Origin of the sequence: Brachybacterium ginsengisoli (assembly GCF_002407065.1) — a bacterium.
GTDB classification, from domain to species: Bacteria; Actinomycetota; Actinomycetes; order Actinomycetales; family Dermabacteraceae; genus Brachybacterium; species Brachybacterium ginsengisoli.
The window spans coordinates 1216344-1231486 of the sequence record NZ_CP023564.1; the positions used below are offsets into that span (position 1 = coordinate 1216344).

The 15143-nt window shown below is 70.8% G+C and carries 14 protein-coding genes; 1 reads left to right on the forward strand and 13 read right to left on the reverse strand.

Going from position 1 to position 15143, the window contains the following annotated elements:
- Positions 1-81: 81 nt before the first annotated feature.
- The 12 genes from CFK41_RS05410 to CFK41_RS05465 form a co-directional block, all read right to left on the reverse strand.
- Positions 82-924 carry a SurA N-terminal domain-containing protein gene (locus CFK41_RS05410; protein WP_096798744.1) on the reverse strand — a complete coding sequence of 281 codons (843 nt, stop codon included), beginning with the start codon at positions 922-924 and terminating at the stop codon, positions 82-84.
- 220 nt (positions 925-1144) lie between these two features.
- Positions 1145-1987, reverse strand: coding sequence for a sugar phosphate isomerase/epimerase family protein (locus CFK41_RS05415; protein WP_096798745.1), 843 nt, complete (start codon positions 1985-1987; stop codon positions 1145-1147).
- A gap of 138 nt (positions 1988-2125) precedes the next feature.
- Entirely contained in the window at positions 2126-3298 is a 1173-nt protein-coding gene (locus CFK41_RS05420; protein ID WP_096798746.1) for a Gfo/Idh/MocA family protein, read from the reverse strand.
- A gap of 184 nt (positions 3299-3482) precedes the next feature.
- Positions 3483-4952, reverse strand: a complete 1470-nt coding sequence (locus CFK41_RS05425) for an MFS transporter (protein ID WP_096800949.1) — start codon at positions 4950-4952, stop codon at positions 3483-3485.
- Between the two features lie 486 nt (positions 4953-5438).
- The gene (locus tag CFK41_RS05430; RefSeq protein ID WP_096798747.1) at positions 5439-6455 is read right to left on the reverse strand and encodes a transglycosylase family protein; all 1017 of its coding nucleotides are present in this window, start codon (positions 6453-6455) and stop codon (positions 5439-5441) included.
- Between the two features lie 318 nt (positions 6456-6773).
- Positions 6774-7694, reverse strand: a complete 921-nt coding sequence (locus tag CFK41_RS05435) for a macrolide 2'-phosphotransferase (RefSeq protein ID WP_096798748.1) — start codon at positions 7692-7694, stop codon at positions 6774-6776.
- 178 nt (positions 7695-7872) lie between these two features.
- Positions 7873-8979 (reverse strand): baeRF2 domain-containing protein, encoded by a 1107-nt coding sequence (locus CFK41_RS05440; protein WP_096798749.1) that lies wholly within the window; start codon positions 8977-8979, stop codon positions 7873-7875.
- A gap of 170 nt (positions 8980-9149) precedes the next feature.
- The gene (locus CFK41_RS05445; RefSeq protein ID WP_096798750.1) at positions 9150-9965 is read right to left on the reverse strand and encodes an ABC transporter ATP-binding protein; all 816 of its coding nucleotides are present in this window, start codon (positions 9963-9965) and stop codon (positions 9150-9152) included.
- On the reverse strand, positions 9962-10999 hold the full coding sequence (locus CFK41_RS05450) for a FecCD family ABC transporter permease (RefSeq protein WP_096798751.1): 1038 nt from the start codon (positions 10997-10999) through the stop codon (positions 9962-9964). The genes CFK41_RS05445 and CFK41_RS05450 overlap by 4 nt, the downstream gene beginning before the upstream one ends.
- Positions 10996-12042 (reverse strand): FecCD family ABC transporter permease, encoded by a 1047-nt coding sequence (locus CFK41_RS05455; protein WP_096798752.1) that lies wholly within the window; start codon positions 12040-12042, stop codon positions 10996-10998. The genes CFK41_RS05450 and CFK41_RS05455 overlap by 4 nt, the downstream gene beginning before the upstream one ends.
- An 8-nt stretch (positions 12043-12050) precedes the next feature.
- The gene (locus tag CFK41_RS05460) at positions 12051-13100 is read right to left on the reverse strand and encodes an ABC transporter substrate-binding protein (RefSeq protein ID WP_096798753.1); all 1050 of its coding nucleotides are present in this window, start codon (positions 13098-13100) and stop codon (positions 12051-12053) included.
- Between the two features lie 245 nt (positions 13101-13345).
- Complete coding sequence (locus tag CFK41_RS05465; RefSeq protein ID WP_096798754.1) at positions 13346-13996, reverse strand: mismatch-specific DNA-glycosylase; 651 nt, start codon at positions 13994-13996, stop codon at positions 13346-13348.
- 52 nt (positions 13997-14048) lie between these two features.
- Between CFK41_RS05465 and CFK41_RS05470 the strand changes: the two genes are divergently transcribed.
- Positions 14049-14645, forward strand: coding sequence for a thymidine kinase (locus CFK41_RS05470; RefSeq protein WP_096800950.1), 597 nt, complete (start codon positions 14049-14051; stop codon positions 14643-14645).
- On the opposite strand, the gene CFK41_RS05475 is transcribed toward CFK41_RS05470, so the two are convergent.
- Positions 14638-15138, reverse strand: a complete 501-nt coding sequence (locus CFK41_RS05475; protein WP_096798755.1) for a hypothetical protein — start codon at positions 15136-15138, stop codon at positions 14638-14640. The genes CFK41_RS05470 and CFK41_RS05475 overlap by 8 nt on opposite strands.
- Positions 15139-15143: the final 5 nt, after the last annotated feature.

Sequence of the window (15143 nt, forward strand, 5' to 3'; positions counted from 1 at the left end):
CGCTTCCGACCGCTGAAGTCGGCGGACGCGCGACGGCCGGGCCCTGGAAGGGGCCCGGCCGTCGTGCTGCAGGGGAGAGGATCAGAGGGCGATCGAGACGTCCCCGGACTCCCGCAGCTCGGAGGCGATCTTCGTCGCCGCCTCGTTCTGCTGCTGGGTGACGGACTGCTGGGCGAGCTGCTCCTTGACCTCGTCGAAGGGCGGAATCTCCGTCTGCTTGCCGCCCTGGGCCTGCTGACCGCCGCCCTGGGCCTTCTGCTGCTCGACGAGCTGGTCGTACTGCGTCTTCAGCTCCTCGTCGCTGGGCTGCTCGACGTCCGCCTCCTGCTCGATGTAGGCGGTGAGCGTGTACTGGGAGGCGGCGTCCTTGCGGACGTCCTCCTCGCTCATGCCCTGCTGCTCGAGCGCGGAGACGACCTCGTCGGCCGAACCGAGGCCGTTCTGCTTCGCGATCTCCTCGAGGGTGGCGTCGACGTCCTTCGAGGTCGCCGTGATGCCCGAGTCCTCCGCCGCCTGGAGCAGCAGGTGGTTGTCCACCAGCTGATCCGCGACCTGCTTCTTGAGCTTCGTCTGGTCGACCTCCTGGCCGGTGCTCTGCTGCTGCATCGCGGCCTGCTGGAACTGGCCCTCGTAGGCGGAGACGAACTCGTCCTTCGAGATCTTCTCGCCGTTGACGGTGGCCACGACGTCCGGGACGTCGGAGACATCGGCTTCGGGCATCTGGGGCTGCTGCTGCTCCCCGCCCTGACCGCCGGCGAGAGGGGAGCCGCCGCCGTCGCTGGCCGCAGGGGCCTGCTCGCCGCCGCCGTCGCTCGCACCGGACTGGGCGGCCTGGTCGCCGCTGCATCCGGTGAGGGCGATCGCCGCTGAGAACGTGATCGCCACGATCGCGCGCCGGAGTGCCCGGCTGCTGGGAACCTTCACTGTGCCTCCTGAGGTCGTTGGCGCGGGCGACGCTACGCCCTGAACCCTGGGATCGTGTTGCAGCTCCTCCCAGGCCCCGGTCAGGATTCCGATTTCCTCCAGCGCATGGCACTGCGGACGACCTGTGCCGGGCCGAGACCCGCGTCACGCCGGCCTCTGACAGGACGACGCCCGACGTCCGGCGCGGGGCGCGGACATCGGGCGTCGTCGGAGGCGGGGGTCAGTACCCGATGGACGTCAGGTACTCGCGGGACTCCCGGATGCAGTCGATCGGATCGCGGCCGTAGGTGTCGTCCTGCTCGATGAGGAAGTACTCGGCGCCGGCCTTCTCGGCGGCGGGAAGCAGCGCGGGCCAGTTCATGTTGCCCTGGCCCACCTCGGCGAACTGGGTGAGGTTGGTGAACGCCGCCATGAACTCGCTGCGGTCCATCTCCGCCTGCCGGTCCAGGACGTCCTGGGGGAAGGGCGCGATGCGGAAGTCCTTGACGTGGATGAGCTTGCAGGCCCCGGTGTAGGCCTCGAGCATGTCCAGCGGTGCCATGCCGCCGCGCTGGACCCAGTGGAGGTCCACCTCGAACAGCAGCGACGGCGCGACGCGGCGCACGATGTCGAAGATGCGCTCGCCGTCGAACTGGATGAGGTCCACGTGGTGGTTGTGGTAGCAGAGCGTGACGCCCTGCTCGGCGAGGTGGGCGGCGTAGGGCTCCACGGAGGCGGCCCAGGCCTCGCAGGCCTCCTTCGTGGTCATGGCCGAGAACGGCATCATGCCGATGCGCAGGTACCGCGAGCCGGTCTTCGTGCAGGCCTCGACGGCGCGGTCGAACTCGGTGGAGAGGGCGAAGCCGTTGCCGCCGGGCTCGATCGAGGCGCTCATCGCGGCCGTCTCGACGCCGAAGTCGGCCTTGCCGCGCACGAGGTCGTCGATCAGCTCGTCGGTCATCTCCACCTGGGAGACCTCGACGGCGTCGATGTCGAGGTCGCGCACCTGGCGCAGCACCTCGTACATCCCCTTCTCGTTGATCTGGTCCCTGAGCATCATGAGCTGGAGTCCGAGGACGGGCATGGGTCTCTCCTTCGAGGGGTGGTGTTCGGATCGTCGTGCGGGTCGTGCGGGTCGTGCGGGTCGTGCGGGTCGTGCGGGTCGCGGCCGCCGGGCGAGGGCCGGCGCGGCGATCGCCGCGACCGACCCTCGGCAATCGGGTCAGGAGCGCGTGGGGAAGCTGCCCTCGGCCTCGATGCGCTTGTTCAGCTCGGCGAGGTACTCCTCGGCCGGGTAGTCGACCAGATCGATCTCGCGACCGGTCCACGCCGAGAGCTGCATGCCGGAGGCCAGGCGCACGCCGTTGATGCCCTCGGCGCCGTCGGCGATGAGCGGGGTGCCGTCGTTGACGTTCGCCGCGAAGTTGGTCAGGACGTCGATGTGCTGCTTGCCCCAGACCGACTCGTACTCCTTGACCTCGGTCTCGTACAGCTCGGAGGTGTTGATCCTGCCCGTGAACAGGCGGCCCACGTCCTCGGGGGACATGCCGTCGGAGAGCGAGCGCTCGTCCTGCTTCAGACGGGTGATGGTGACCTTCTTGGAGCCCTCGACGACGACCTTGCCCTGGTCGAAGAGCATCTCCAGGCGGTCGGTGCCGATGATGTCGTTCGTCGAGGTGATGAAGCTGCCGGTGGCGCCGTCGCCGAAGTCCACGACCGCGTTGACCTCGTCCTCGGTGGCGATGTCGCGCTGGAAGCCGAAGGCCAGCTTCGCGAAGACCTTCTCGGGGGTGCCGCACAGCCACTGCCAGAGGTCGAGCTGGTGGGGGGCCTGGTTCACCAGCACGCCGCCGCCCTCGCCGCCCCAGGTCGCACGCCATGCCGACTGGTCGTAGTAGGCCTGCGGGCGCCACCAGGTGGTGATGATCCACGAGGTGTGGCGCAGCTTCCCGAGCTCACCCGAGGTGATGAGCGCCTTCAGATCGGTGTACACCGGGTTGGTGCGCTGGTTGAACATGATCGCGAAGGTGGTCTCCGGGTGCTCCGCCGCGAAGGAGTTCATCTCCTCGACCTGCTTGGTGTAGACACCGGCGGGCTTCTCGGTCAGGGCGTGGATGCCCTTGCCGATCGCCGTGATGGTCATCTCCGCGTGGAGGAAGTGCGGCACCGTGGTGACCACGGCGTCGACATCGCCGGAGTCGAGCATGGCGACGTAGTCGTCGTAGAAGGGGACGCCCGGGTGCTTCTCTGCGGCGAGCTCCTTCTTGGCGGGATCGATGTCCGCGATGGCGCCGAGGCTCATGCCCGCGACCTTGCCGTCCGCGACGACGCCGGCGTACATGCCGCCCTGGGCGCCGAGGCCGATGATTCCGAGACGGACGTTCTTCTCCGACATGGTGTCTCCGTTCTGAGGGTGATGTCGTGCCGTCCCGGGTCGGGGCGGCGGAGGGTATGCGTGGGAGGGGAGTGCGTGGGGAGGAAGAGCTCGGGGAGGGCGGGGAATGCGTTCTCCGACCTCCGGACGACCCTATCCCGGGCGGCGTCCCCGTTCTCGGGGTCGACGACCGTGACCCGTGGGATCAGGGGCGCGCGGCGCTCGCGTCGGCCGCGGCGTGGCGCTCCTCGAGGAGGGCGACGTTCTCGTCGACCCGCTTCTTGGTCAGGGGGTACCAGAACACCAGGGCCAGCAGCGACACGAGCAGAAGCAGGGCCGGGACCAGGGTGCCCAGGGTGTAGATGCCGTCGAGGACCGACTGCGACTGCCCGCCGCCGCCGGACTGGTAGCCGATCCATCCCAGCGCCCAGCCGGTCAGGCCGCCGGCGATCGCCTGTCCGAGCTTCCGCGACCACGAGTACATGCCGTACACGGTGGCGTCGTTGCGCTCCCCGGTGCGGATCTCCTGCAGGTCGATGACGTCGGTGATGAAGGCCCAGATGAGGATGTTCAGCGCCGCGACGCCGAGCATCAGCAGCGCGTAGCCGACCATGAAGACGTACGGGCTGTCAGTGCGGATCACGAAGAGCATCGCGCCGGCGAGGATGCCCAGGGTCAGGCCCACCGCGCCGATCTCCTTCTTGCCGTAGGTCCTGGCGAGCTTGGACGCGACCGGGACGAGCAGCAGCGTGGGCACGAGGCCCACGAAGTTCACGACGCTCAGCAGCTGGCCGTTGTTGAAATACTCGTTGAGGAGGTACGGCATCATGCCGCCGAGCATCATGAAGGCGATGAGCATGAACAGCGCGGTCGCGATGAGGCCGGTGAGGGCGCGGTTGGTGACCATGGACCCCAGCGCCGCGGCCAGTCCCTGGCGCTCCTCCTCGGGCTTGGGCGCGGTGGCGACGCGCTCCTCCACGTTCACGAAGCACAGCAGGTAGCAGACCACCGCGAGCACGCCGCAGCCGAGCGCCGCCCACATCATCCGGGTGCCGGACATCTCGGACTGGCCCGAGACCTGGACGAAGACGATCAGCGGCAGGATCACGGAGATCGCGAGGTTGGCCAGGGTGCCGCCGAGCGAGCGGAACACCGACAGTGAGGCGCGGTGGCCGGGGTCGTTGGAGATGACCGAGGCCATGGAGCCGTAGGGGATGTTGATCAGGGTGTAGAAGATCGACCCCCACAGCACATAGGTGACGACCATCCAGGCCACCTTCATGCCGTAGCCGCCGCCCTGCAGGAAGGGCGAGAACATGAGGAAGGCAGAGGCCGTCACGGGGATCATGATGCGCAGCAGCCAGGGCTTGAAGCGGCCGGAGCGGCCGGGCTTCAGCACGTCGATCAGACGACCGGCGCCCACGTCGGTGAAGGCGTCGAGGATGCGCGCGACGAAGAGCAGGGTGCCCACGTGGGCGGCGCTGATGCCCATGACGTTGGTGTAGAAGATCATGAAGAACGTGGACTGCAGGATGAACGTGAAGTCGTTCCCCCAGTCGCCGAACATGTAGCCGATCTTGTCCCGGAAGCTGAAGGGCCGCAGCCTCTTCGTCGGTCCCGCGCCCGCCGGGCGCGTACCCGCCGGGGTGGGATGCTCGGGGGCGGTGGTGCTCATCATCGTGCTCCTTCTGGCTCATCCTTGAGTCGCCCGATCGGCCGAGCGCGATGCGCGGGGGCCGTTGCTGCGGTGATCGTCGCAGGGCGGTGCAGCAGTGGACCGAGTCTGGTCAGCGGCCTCCGCGAGGAGGGGAAGTTGCCAGTGGTTGCAGCAACGCGACTTGCACCCGACGCGGGATGTCCGACGAAAGAACGCCTCTCAACTGCATCGTTGGGCAGAACGCTTGAAAGAGAGGCGCGTCACCTCGGCGGCGCGATGGGGGGCGCGTCACCGGAATTGCACTGTGTTGCCAGAGGAGTCGGCGAGTCTGGGGTGTCCGGCCCGGAGTGCGGGCTGCGGAGCGCCGGAGGTCGCCGAGCAGCTCCGCTCGACGCACGACGGCGGACGGCCGGGCCACCCGCGAGGGTGACCCGGCCGTCCGGGATGTGCGGCAGTGCCGCAGGGTGGCCGCGGCCCGTCAGGGGCCGCTGTCGCCTGGATGGATCAGTAGAGGTTCAGGAAGGTCTGCAGGACCTTCGCGGTGTCCCCGTCGATCTCGTCGGAGCCGTTCTGGGTGGCGCCGATCTCGTGCTGCAGGCCGGCGACGGTCTTCGGACCGATCGTGCCGTCCTGGTCGGTCTTGACCCAGGCCTGGAGCGCGAGGGTGGTCTCCTCGTTCATCTCACCGGTCTGCTCCACGCCCAGCCAGTCCTGGAGGGCGGTGATGGTCTTCGGGCCGACCTTGCCGTCGACCTCGAGGGTGCCGGCGACGGAGAGGTCAGGGGAGGCCATGGAGCCGGCACCGCTGGAGGACTTCTCCGGGGCGGGGGTGGACTCCTGCTCCTCCTGCGGAGCGGACTCCTGCTTCTCCTGCGGAGCGGCCTGCTGGGCAGGCTCCTCCTTCTTCTCGGTCTCCTTGGTGAAGCCGTTCTCGTCGCAGTTGTCCGCGATGCCGTCGCCGTCGCAGCTCCAGTCGCCCTGGGGCTCGGTGCTCTTGCTCTCGGAGGTGCTCTCGGACTGCTGATCCGAGCTGGAGGACTCATCGGAGCCGCTGCTGTCGGAGGTGCTCTCCTGCGGGGCGCTCTCCTGGGAGTCGTCCTCGGCGGCGGGGGCGCTGCCGGTGTCGGCGCCGCCGCTCAGGGCGCCGCCGCAGTTGGGCCATGCGCCTGCGCCCTGCTCGGCGAGGACGCGCTCGGCGACGGCGATCTGCTGGCTCTTCGAGGCCAGGTCGGCGCGGGAGGCGTACTCGGTGCCGCCGAAGCCCTCCCAGGTCTGCTGGGTGAACTGCAGGCCGCCGTAGAAGCCGTTGCCGGTGTTGATGGACCAGTTGCCGCCGGACTCGCAGGCGGCGACCTCGTCCCAGCCGGTCGCGGCGTTCGCAGCGCCGCCGGTGGCGAGCATGCCGCCGGCCACGACGGCGCCGCCGGCCAGGGTCACGGCCGTACGAGCCAGGCCGCGGCGGAGGGAGGTCGTGGAGGTCGAACGGTGCGTGCGAGGAGCGTGCGTGGTGTGGAGGGGCATGGAGCCGTCCTTTCGCATGTCGCGCGTATTTCGCGGTGACGAACGGTCGCCAACGTAGAGGACCCCGGCCCCCCTGACGCAAGGGCAAGGGCCTCGCGATGACGGAGACTTGACCTGATCTGGGGGACGTGTTGACAGAAACTGCTCGCGACGCAAGCTCCTGACCTGCAGTGATAGCGCATCACCCGCTGGTCGTGATGATTTTGTGACCGTTTGCTCGGCTGTGTCTGCCGGATCACGTGAGCGGGGCGGAGCGTGCCCGGTGGCTCGTGAGGCTCCATCGGCCCCTGCGCGCCGTCGCCGGACCTCGCCGGCCCGTCAGCCCGCGGCCGACGGATCCAGCTCCGCCGCCGCAGCCTCTCGATGGGCTGCCTCGCCCGTCTCCAGGGCGTAGATGCCATAGCCGATCGCTCCGGCGGAGAACATCTCCGTGCAGTGCTCCGCCAGGCGTGGCCAGGCCGTCCCGCCCTCGGCGACGTAGGTCCGCAGCGCCAGATCGAACATCTCCGGCGGGGCGGAGACCTGGTGGAACATCAGGTCCTTCGCCGGATCACCGATCGAGGCGGTGGTCCAGTCGATGATCGCGCTGATCTCGTCGGCCTCGACGAGAGTGTGGCCCGGGTACAGCTCGCCATGGGTGAGCACGGTGTGCCGCGGCCAGAGGTCGTCGTCGGCGATCCAGGCCTCCCAGCGCGATCGCAGCTCCGGAGCGATCGAGAAGGAGGCGGCCACGCGCGCCAGATCCCGTGCCCAGACCTCGCGCACCTGTGCGGGGGAGCGCACCTCGATGCCGGTGGCGGCCGCCACCTCGGCATCGATCGCGTGCAGGCGGGCGACCGCGGTGCCGAGCGAGACGGCGTAGGCGGGGGAGGACATGTCCACGTGCCAGTCGACCGTGCCGTCGGCCCTCACCGTCAGGCCGGGCGACCCGGGGAGCAGGGGGTAGGCGATCAGCTCGGTGGTGCGGATGCGCCAGTCGGGGACCGCGATCTCGAGCAGCGGCGAGATCGTGCGCAGCAGCTCGCCCTCCACCGCCGCACGCTCGAGCACCTCGGCCCGCCGGGGGATGCGCAGCACCCACCGCGAGCCGTCGGTCGCCCCGGCGATCGCGACCCGGAAGTCGAGGCCCACCTCCTCGGTGCGCAGGGTCGAGCCGACGAGGTCGAGGCCATGGGCCGCGGCGAGCGCCAGCAGGTCCTCGAGGTCGTCGGGCGGGGATGATGCGGCGTCGGCGGTCATGCGGGCATGGTGCCGGTCCCGGTGCCCTGACCGCCACCGAATTCCTGCACTCCTCTCCTGCTCGCCGGGCGGTCGCTGGTGCGGCTCACCCTCCTGGTCCGGGTGCTGCCGGTCCTCGCCGACCGACGGGCCGACGCCGTCTCCGGCGCCGGCCCGTCGCCCTCGGGGTCCGCCGACGTCACTCGCGCCGGGAGTCCCCGGACATGGAACCGATGCTGTTCGACGGCGTGGTCCCGTCCCGCCAGCGCAGCAGCGCGCCGACACCCTCAGGGATGCCCAGTGCATCCTCCTCGAGCGCTGAGACCGCCGCGTCGGTGGACAGCGCGGCGCGCAGCAGCTCCTCGATGCCGCGGGGCTCGTGCCCGCTGACGAAGACCAGCTCCTCCACCTGGCCGCGGGAGAGGGCCTGGGCGACCTCGGTCGCACCGCCCACCGAGGCGCCGTCGCGCGCCTGGCTCTCCCGGAACCGATTCGCGAGCTCCTGCTGACGCGCGGTGATGAACTCCCGGGTGGTGCGCACGAGCTCCTCCCGGAAGGGGCCGCGGTCCAGGGCCGCTCCGCGGGTCCCGCCGGAGACCTCGATCAGCCGCTCGCGGGTCTCCCGGCCCAGCGCCTCGCGCAGCAGGCCCATCGCCCGCACGTCGCCGCTGAGCATCACCATGTCCACACGGTGCTCGCGCAGCACCTTCTCCACGGCCCCGGCGACCGCGTCGGCGTTGCGGTCCCAGGAGTCCTCGACCCGAGCCTCGGAGTTGTCGGCCCGCCAGCCGTGCTGCGCGCCGCCGCCCAGATGGGCCTTGTGGAGCACGTCGTGGCCGCCCTCGACCGTCGCGTCGTCGCCCAGCCCGTTCGAGCTGTGGGAGATCGAGGGGTTCTCCGGAGCGCGCAGGTGCAGATCGGCGCCCGCTCGGTCGACCACAACGAGCAGCTGGCTGACGGCGAAGGGGATCAGCTGCAGCAGCGGGAGCAGCTGGGGGAACTCGCCGCGGTGCGCAGACTCCTGCAGCGGCGGCACCGGCAGCACCCGGTCCACGAGGATCTCGGAATCGGTGGCGAAGATCGACCGCCCGTGGCGGCCGCCCAGCGAGGACGGGCTCAGCACGGACTCCTCGATCCGGGCCAGGAGGTCCGGGTCGGCGCCGTCGGACTGGAGCCGCGAGCGCATCTGCGCCCACCTCGCCTCGAGCTCCGCGGCGGCGGACGGATCGGTCCGCGTGGTGTCGAGGTGGACGGAGAGGAACGGGCCGGACCGATCGAGGACGGGCGTGAGCCAGGGCAGTTTCACAGGGGACCTCCAGCATGCTCGACGTGCGGGGCACCGTGCACCCAGTTCGGCGTCGTCGCCCCGCCTGGGTCCGCTCCACCTTTCCACGCGGACCCGACCCCCGCAAGCGGATCACCGGACCTCGGACGGACCTGCGGGATCCGATGCGGGGGCCGAGCGGTGATCGCCGGTCACGACGGATGCAGGTCCCCGCCGTGATGCCTCCCGATCGGCACCATCAGCGGCGTTCCGGAGACCGGATCGGTGATGACCCTGCTGGGCAGTCCGAAGACGTCGAGAACCCGCTGGACGGTGAGCACCTCGGCGGGCGGGCCCGAGGCCGCGACCGTCCCGTCGGCGATCATGACCAGCTGGTCGCTGTAGCGCGCGGCGAGGTTCAGATCGTGCAGCACCATCACCACCGTGATCCCGCGCGCCCGGTTCAGATCGGTCAGCAGGTCCAGCACCTCGACCTGGTGGCTCACGTCCAGGAAGGTGGTGGGCTCATCGAGCAGCAGCAGGTCGGTGTCCTGCGCGAGCGCCATCGCGACCCACACCCGTTGTCGCTGCCCGCCCGAGAGCTCATCCACCGGACGTTCCGCGAGATCGGCGGTCCGCGTGGCGTCCAGCGCCTCGGCGATCGCGGTGTCGTCGCCCGCATTCCATCGCGAGAAGACGCCCTTGTGGGGGTGGCGGCCGCGCCCCACCAGGTCCGCGACCGTGATCCCCTCGGGAGTGACGGGTGACTGGGGGAGCAGCCCCAGGACACGGGCGAGCTGCTTGGCGGGGAGCCGATGGATCTGTCTGCCGTCCAGCAGCACCTGACCGTGGCGCGGGGCGAGCAGCCGTGCCATCGACCGCAGCAGCGTCGACTTCCCCGAGGCGTTCGCCCCCACGATGGAGGTGATGCCGCCGGTGACGAGCTCGAGGTCGAGGCCCTCGATCACGGTGCGCTCGCCGTAGCCGAGGGTCAGGTCCTCCACGACGAGCGAATGGTCGGCGGTCACAGGGAACTCCCTCGTCGGTGGACGTTGATGATGAGGTAGAGCAGGAAGGGGGCGCCGAGCACCCCGGTCACCACCCCCACCGGATAGCGGGTACCGGTGGCGAACTGGCCCACGAGGTCGGCGACCAGCACGAGCAGCGCGCCGACCAGCGCGGCCGGCAGCAGCGGCGAGGAGCCCGGGCCGGTGAGCCGCGCGGCGATCGGGCCCGAGAGGAAGGCGACGAAGGCGATCGGCCCGCACGCCGCGGTGGCGACGGCGATCAGGCCCACCGCCGCGATGACCACGATCAGGCGCATCCTGCCCACACGTACCCCGAGGGCCTGCGCGGCATCCTCGCCCAGCTGCGTGGCACCGAGCTCCGCGGAGCGGGAGAGCAGCAGCGGCCCCAGCACCGCGAGCGATCCGAGCACCGGCAGCGCCTGCTCCCAGGAGGAGTTGTTCAGGCTGCCGGTCAGCCAGCGCAGAGCCTCCTGGAGATCCCACTGTCCGGCGGTCGAGAGCACCCAGTCCGTGAGGCTGGTCAGCATCGCCGAGATGCCGATGCCCACCAGGATCAGTCGTGTCCCGGCCACGCCGCCGCGGTAGGACAGCAGATAGATCGCCAGCGCCACCAGCAGGCCGGCGATGATCGCCAGCAGCGAGACGGCGGTCCCCGACATGCCCAGGACGACGATCCCGAAGGCGGCGGCCGTGCTCGCCCCCGAGGTGATCCCGATGATGTCGGGGCTCGCCAGTGGATTGCGCAGCAGCCTCTGGAAGGTCGCTCCGCCCAGGCCGAAGCTCGCCCCGGCCAGCACGGCGAGCACCGCGCGCGGCAGCCTGAGCCTGCCCACCGTGAAGCTCGCGCCGGGGACCTCGCGGCCGAGCAGGACGCCAAGCACCTCCGCCGGGGAGTAGACGGTGCGCCCGACGACCAGGGTCAGGCAGAACACCCCGACCATCGACAGTGCGAGCGTGCCGAGGGTGAGGGCGGCGCGGTGGCGTCGGCGCCTGCGTACGGCCGTGACCCGCGTCAGCGTGTCCGGGGCGCTCATAGGTGGGCCAGCCGCTGTCGGCGCACGATGGCGATGAACACGGGAGCGCCCACCAGTGCGGTGACGATTCCGACCGCGAGCTCGTCGGGTCGCGCGACGATCCGCCCCAGCACGTCGGCGGCGGTGAGCAGGCCGGCGCCCGCCAGCGCGCTGAACGGGAGCAGCCAGCGGTGGTCGGGACCGATCAGCAGGCGGCAGGCATGTGGCACCACGAGGCCGACGAAGCCGATCGGACCGGTCACCGCGGTCGCCGCGCCGCACAGCACCACAGCGCCCAGTCCCGCCGCCGCCCGGGTGACGGCGACGCGCTCGCCGAGGCCGGCGGCGAGGTCGTCCCCGAGGGCGAGGGAGTTCAGCCCGCGAGCGGTCGCGAGGCTCAGCAGTGCTCCGACCAGCAGAAACGGGCCCACCTGCGACAGAGAGGCATAGGTGCCGCCGCCCACACCGCCGATCTGCCAGGAGCGGACGCTGTCGCCGATGTCCGAGCGGGGCAGCACAACAGCGCTGATGAACGAGGCCAGAGCGGCGCCGGTGGCGGCTCCGGCGAGGGCGAGCTTGAGGGGGGTGGCCCCGCCGTGGCCGAGGGAGCCCAGGGTGTGGACCAGCACGGCGGTGAGCGCGGCGCCGAGGATCGCGACCCAGACGTAGCTCGAGGCGGCGCTGAGGCCGAACCAGGCGATGCCGACCACCACGGCGAGGGAGGCGCCCGTGTTGATGCCGAGGATCCCGGGATCGGCGAGCGGATTGCGGGTCACGCCCTGCAGCACCGCGCCGGAGACGCCCAGGGCGGCACCGGCGGCGAGGGCCAGCAGGGTGCGGGGGATGCGCTTGGCGACCGAGGCGGGGCCGAAGCCCTCCGTCGAACCTCCGAGCGCGGCGAGGACGTCGTCGGGGCCCACGTCGCGGGAGCCGACGGTCACCGAGAGGACGGCGATCAGGAACAGGCCCACAAAGAGCAGCAGCAACCAGGCCAGCCGGATCCGGGAGGCCCGGCGCAGCAGTGCCGCTGTGCTCCGGGTTCTCGGAGGAACGGTCGTGGTCACGGAGAGGCTCAGGCCGATGCCGTCGCCGCGCGCTCGAGCTCGACCAGGTAGTCCTCGAGGATGTACGGGATCGCGAGCGGCGTCGGGTTCGCGGCGGTTCCCAGCGGGCTGTCACCGGGCAGGTGCACCACCGCTCGGTTCTTCACCGCGGGCATCTGGGACAGCAGAGGGTCCGCCTCGAGCGCCTCGACCAGCGTCTCGTCGCCGTAGGTCACGATGATCTCGACGTCGTCGAACACATCGGCCTGCTCGGCGCTGACGGAGGAGGAGAACTCCTCCGTCTCCTCGGAGGCGTCCCGCACGCTCTGCGCGATCTTCATGCCGAGGTCCTCGAAGAACATCGTGCGGGTGTCGTGCGCAGTGTAGAAGTTCACGGTCGAGAGATCCGAGGTGTCCACATGGGTGAGGAACATGACGCTCCGGCCCGCGATCGCCGGATGCTTCGCGACGGCCTCCTCGATCGCGCTCTCGAGCTCCGTGATCAGGTCGGCGCCCTTCTCGGCCATGCCCATGCCCAGGGCGTTGGCGGTGATCATGTCGCGCCACGACGTCCCCCAGGCCACCTTCGGGAAGGGGATCGTGGGAGCGATCTCCGTGAGGGTGTCGTAGTCCTCCTGGGTGAGGCCGGAGTAGGCCGCGAGGATCACGTCCGGGGCGGTGTCGGCCACGCCCTCGAAGTCGATGCCGTCCGACTCGTCGAAGAGCACGGGCGGCTCGGCGCCGAGCTCCTCGAGCGCCGCTTCGACCCAGGGGAGCAGCCCGTTGGCATCGTCATCGCCGAAGGTCGCGGCCGCCATGCCGGCGGGCACCACACCGAGGGCGAGCGGCACCTCGTGGTTCGCCCAGGCCACGGTCGTGACGACCTCGATCGTCGCGGGCAGCTCGGTGGTGCCGAAGGCGTGGTCGATCGTCGTCGCACCCCCGCCGGTGCCACCGCTGCCGGCGTCGCTCCCGGCCGCGCCGGCCGCCGTCGAGGACTGGTCCGTGGAGCATCCGGTGAGGAGTGCGGCCAGGGCGAGTGCGGAACCGGCGAGGGTGCGACGGGAGAGCTGGGCCATGGGAGCCTTTCGATGAGCCGCGCGGCGGCGTGGCGGAGAGCGTTGCCCGCAGCGGACGCCCGGACGTAACTAAGGATAGCCTCACCAAAGCACGCGGTGCGGTCGCCCGTCCGCATCCCGGCACTATCCAGCGGCTCCGGCGGACGCGCCCGGGTCTGCTCCCGGCGCCCCAGGGCGGCCAGTGCCCGCTCGGTCCTCGGCGGATCAGGGCTCTCGCTCGCAGTGCCCCGCCCGTCAGATGGCCGTCACCCCTCGTTCCGGCGGCGGACCCCTGCGGAGCGGGCGACCTCCCGCCAGGTCGCGGTGAGGGACTCGACGGTCGCGTGGGCGTTCAGCCCGCTCGGCTGCGGCACCACCCACAGCGGGATGGCCTCGGGCCACCCCGGCACCTGCGAGGGATCCTGGAGGCCGAGCACCGCCTTCGGCAGCCGGTACGCGGTGCGGAACGCGGTGATCCCGGCGATCGCGACGGTCCCCGGCCCCAGCACCTTCACCCGCGCCGTCAGCTCGGCCCCGGCCTCCTGCAGCTCCTCGCGGCTCAGCTCGTCGGCGCGAGCCGTGGCGCGGCCGATGAGGTTCGTGATCCCGATGCCGCGGCGGAGGAGATCCTCCTCGTCCTGTTCGTCCAGACCGCGGGACGCGTCGACCAGGCGCGAGGTGAGCCCGGCCCGATGGAGCGAGGGCCAGAACCGGTTCCCGGGGCGGGCGAAGGGCGCGTTCACCGCGGCGGTCCAGAGCCCCGGATTGATCCCGACGATCAGCAGGCGCGGCGGCCCGGCGCGGTCCGGGTCGGGCAGCACGTCATCGATCGCGTCCGGGTCCGGCGTCGCGAAAGCTGCCAGATCCTGCCTGGTGGGACGACGGCCGGCCAGGGGAGAGGGACGCCGAGTGCTCATCCGTCCACGGTACCGGCGGCAGCGCGGCGTGGGCCGCGCGTAGCCTGTGTCCATGCGCCCCATGGAGGCAGGACGACTGCACGTGATCGCGGGTCCGATGTTCGCCGGGAAGACCGAGGAGCTGCTGCGCCGGGTGCACCGTGCCCGGCTGGCCGGTCTCGACGTCGAGGTGATCGGCCACCGCCTCGATGCGCGCGGCGGAGCGGATCGGCTGAGCACCCACATCGGCCGGAGCATCCCGGCGAGGATGATGGAGGACGTGGAGCAGCTGCGCGAGCTGCTCGGGGCACCGGATCGCGCCGGCGTCCCGCACATCGTCGCCGTCGACGAGGCGCAGTTCTTCGGCCCAGGGATCGTGCCGGTGATCGAGGAGCTGCTGGAGGCGGGCATCCAGGTGGAGGCCGCCGGGCTCTGCATCACCTACGAGGGCGGACCCTTCGAACCGCTGCCCACGCTGATGGCGATGGCGGAGGAGGTCGTCAAGCTCACCGCGGTGTGCACCGTCTGCGGCGCGGACGCGGCCTTCCACGTGCGACTTGTCGACGACGGCGCGCAGGCGCTGCGGCCGAGCGCCGACCAGGTGGGCGGCGCGGAGTCCTATCAGGCGCGCTGCCGCAGCCATCGACGCCGCGGCGCGCCGATCAGGTGATCGGCTGCCCGCCCTCCTCGACCACCTCGATGCCGTCGAGGTCCCACTGGCCGTCGATGCGGCGCACGTAGTAGCGGAGCTGCACCTCGACGTCCTGGCCGTCGTCGCTGTAGGTCTCGGTGACCTCGAAGATGGCGTAGCCCTGACGGTTGATGCGATCGTCGACCCGGTAGTCGACCGCGCTGACGTTGCCCAGGTTCTCCTCGAAGATCTCGCAGCTGGTCAGCCCGGTGTTCGCGCGGAAATCCTCGGTGGTGGAGTCCATGAACTGATCGCAGTCGGTGTTCTCGAGGGAGCTGTAGAAGTCCTCGAGGGTGGACTGCGGGTTGCCGCGGTTGAGGACCTGGAAGCCGATGAAGATCGCGAAGGCTCCCACGATCAGCAATCCGACGAGGAGCACGCCGCCCAGGAGCAGCCAGTGCCAGAGCGGGCGCTTGGCGCGGCCGGAGGACGAGGGCATCGTGCCGCCCTGCGGCGCCTGCGCGTAGGCCATGGGAT

What these genes read in the sequence shown, in the direction of transcription:
- CFK41_RS05415 (WP_096798745.1), bottom strand. Translation starts at nt 1,987, where the DNA reads ATGCCCGTCCTCGGACTCCAGCTCATGATGCTCAGGGACCAGATCAAC.
- CFK41_RS05420 (WP_096798746.1), bottom strand. Translation starts at nt 3,298, where the DNA reads ATGTCGGAGAAGAACGTCCGTCTCGGAATCATCGGCCTCGGCGCCCAG.
- CFK41_RS05425 (WP_096800949.1), bottom strand. Translation starts at nt 4,952, where the DNA reads ATGAGCACCACCGCCCCCGAGCATCCCACCCCGGCGGGTACGCGCCCG.
- CFK41_RS05430 (WP_096798747.1), bottom strand. Translation starts at nt 6,455, where the DNA reads ATGCCCCTCCACACCACGCACGCTCCTCGCACGCACCGTTCGACCTCC.
- CFK41_RS05435 (WP_096798748.1), bottom strand. Translation starts at nt 7,694, where the DNA reads ATGACCGCCGACGCCGCATCATCCCCGCCCGACGACCTCGAGGACCTG.
- CFK41_RS05450 (WP_096798751.1), bottom strand. Translation starts at nt 10,999, where the DNA reads ATGAGCGCCCCGGACACGCTGACGCGGGTCACGGCCGTACGCAGGCGC.
- CFK41_RS05460 (WP_096798753.1), bottom strand. Translation starts at nt 13,100, where the DNA reads ATGGCCCAGCTCTCCCGTCGCACCCTCGCCGGTTCCGCACTCGCCCTG.
- CFK41_RS05465 (WP_096798754.1), bottom strand. Translation starts at nt 13,996, where the DNA reads ATGAGCACTCGGCGTCCCTCTCCCCTGGCCGGCCGTCGTCCCACCAGG.
- CFK41_RS05470 (WP_096800950.1), top strand. Translation starts at nt 14,049, where the DNA reads ATGCGCCCCATGGAGGCAGGACGACTGCACGTGATCGCGGGTCCGATG.
- CFK41_RS05475 (WP_096798755.1), bottom strand. Translation starts at nt 15,138, where the DNA reads ATGGCCTACGCGCAGGCGCCGCAGGGCGGCACGATGCCCTCGTCCTCC.